Source organism: Nocardia sp. NPDC005745 (genome assembly GCF_040630775.1).
Lineage (GTDB): Bacteria > Actinomycetota > Actinomycetes > Mycobacteriales > Mycobacteriaceae > Nocardia.
In genome coordinates this window covers 1-1,433 of record NZ_JBEXYF010000097.1, presented here as the reverse complement: position 1 = coordinate 1,433, position 1,433 = coordinate 1, and the positions used below count along the sequence as shown (strand labels likewise).

The window sequence follows — 1,433 nt, the reverse complement described above, 5'->3', positions numbered from 1 at the left end:
GTCGTGGTGTCGCAGCTGGTGCGTTCGCCGGGTGTCTACTTCGACCACAGTGTCGACAAGGGCACGGAGAAGGACCTGCACAGTGTGCGGGTGATTCCGTCGCGCGGTGCGTGGCTGGAGTTCGACGTGGACAAGCGCGACACCGTGGGTGTGCGCATCGACCGCAAGCGTCGCCAGCCGGTCACCGTGCTGCTGAAGGCGCTGGGCTGGACCACCGAGGAGATCGTCGAGCGCTTCGGCTTCTCCGAGATCATGATGTCGACCCTGGAGAAGGACAACACCGCCGGTCAGGACGAGGCGCTGCTGGACATCTACCGCAAGCTGCGTCCGGGTGAGCCGCCGACCAAGGAGTCCGCGCAGACCCTGCTGGAGAACCTGTTCTTCAAGGAGAAGCGCTACGACCTGGCGCGCGTCGGTCGCTACAAGATCAACAAGAAGCTCGGCATCCACGTGGGCGAGCAGGTCGTCGGTTCGGTGCTGACGAAGGAAGACATCGTCAACACCATCGAGTACCTGGTCCGCCTGCACTCGGGCGACAAGACCATGACCGCCCCCGGCGGCGCCGAGGTGCCGGTGGAAGTGGACGACATCGACCACTTCGGCAACCGTCGCCTGCGCACCGTCGGCGAGCTGATCCAGAACCAGATCCGGGTCGGTCTCTCCCGCATGGAGCGTGTCGTCCGCGAGCGGATGACCACTCAGGACGTCGAGGCGATCACGCCGCAGACCCTGATCAACATCCGCCCGGTCGTCGCCGCGATCAAGGAGTTCTTCGGAACCTCCCAGCTGTCGCAGTTCATGGACCAGAACAACCCGCTGTCGGGCCTGACCCACAAGCGCCGCCTCTCGGCGCTGGGCCCGGGTGGTCTGTCCCGTGAGCGCGCCGGCCTGGAAGTCCGTGACGTCCACCCGTCGCACTACGGCCGCATGTGCCCGATCGAGACCCCGGAAGGCCCGAACATCGGCCTGATCGGCTCGCTGTCGGTGTACGCGCGGGTCAACCCGTTCGGCTTCATCGAGACCCCGTACCGCAAGGTCGTCGACGGCCGGGTGACCGACGAGGTTCGCTACCTGACCGCCGACGAGGAGGACCGGCACGTTCGCGCGCAGGCCAACTCGCCGGTCGACGCCGAAGGCCGCTTCCTCGAGGACCGCGTGCTGTGCCGGCGTGGCAACGAGGAGAACGAGCTCGTCGCCGCCACCGAGGTCGACTACATGGACGTGTCGCCGCGTCAGATGGTGTCGGTCGCGACGGCGATGATCCCGTTCCTCGAGCACGACGACGCCAACCGCGCCCTGATGGGCGCGAACATGCAGCGTCAGGCTGTTCCGCTGATTCGTTCCGAGGCCCCGCTGGTCGGCACCGGCATGGAGCTGCGCGCGGCCGTGGACGCGGGCGACGTGGTGGTGAACGAGAAGCCCGGTGTGGTCGA

The 1,433-nt window shown here is 66.9% G+C and carries 1 pseudogene; it reads left to right on the top strand.

Features of this window, described 5'->3' with window-relative positions:
• Nucleotides 1-1,433: pseudogene (locus tag ABZ420_RS35990) on the top strand (DNA-directed RNA polymerase subunit beta); the annotation flags it as partial.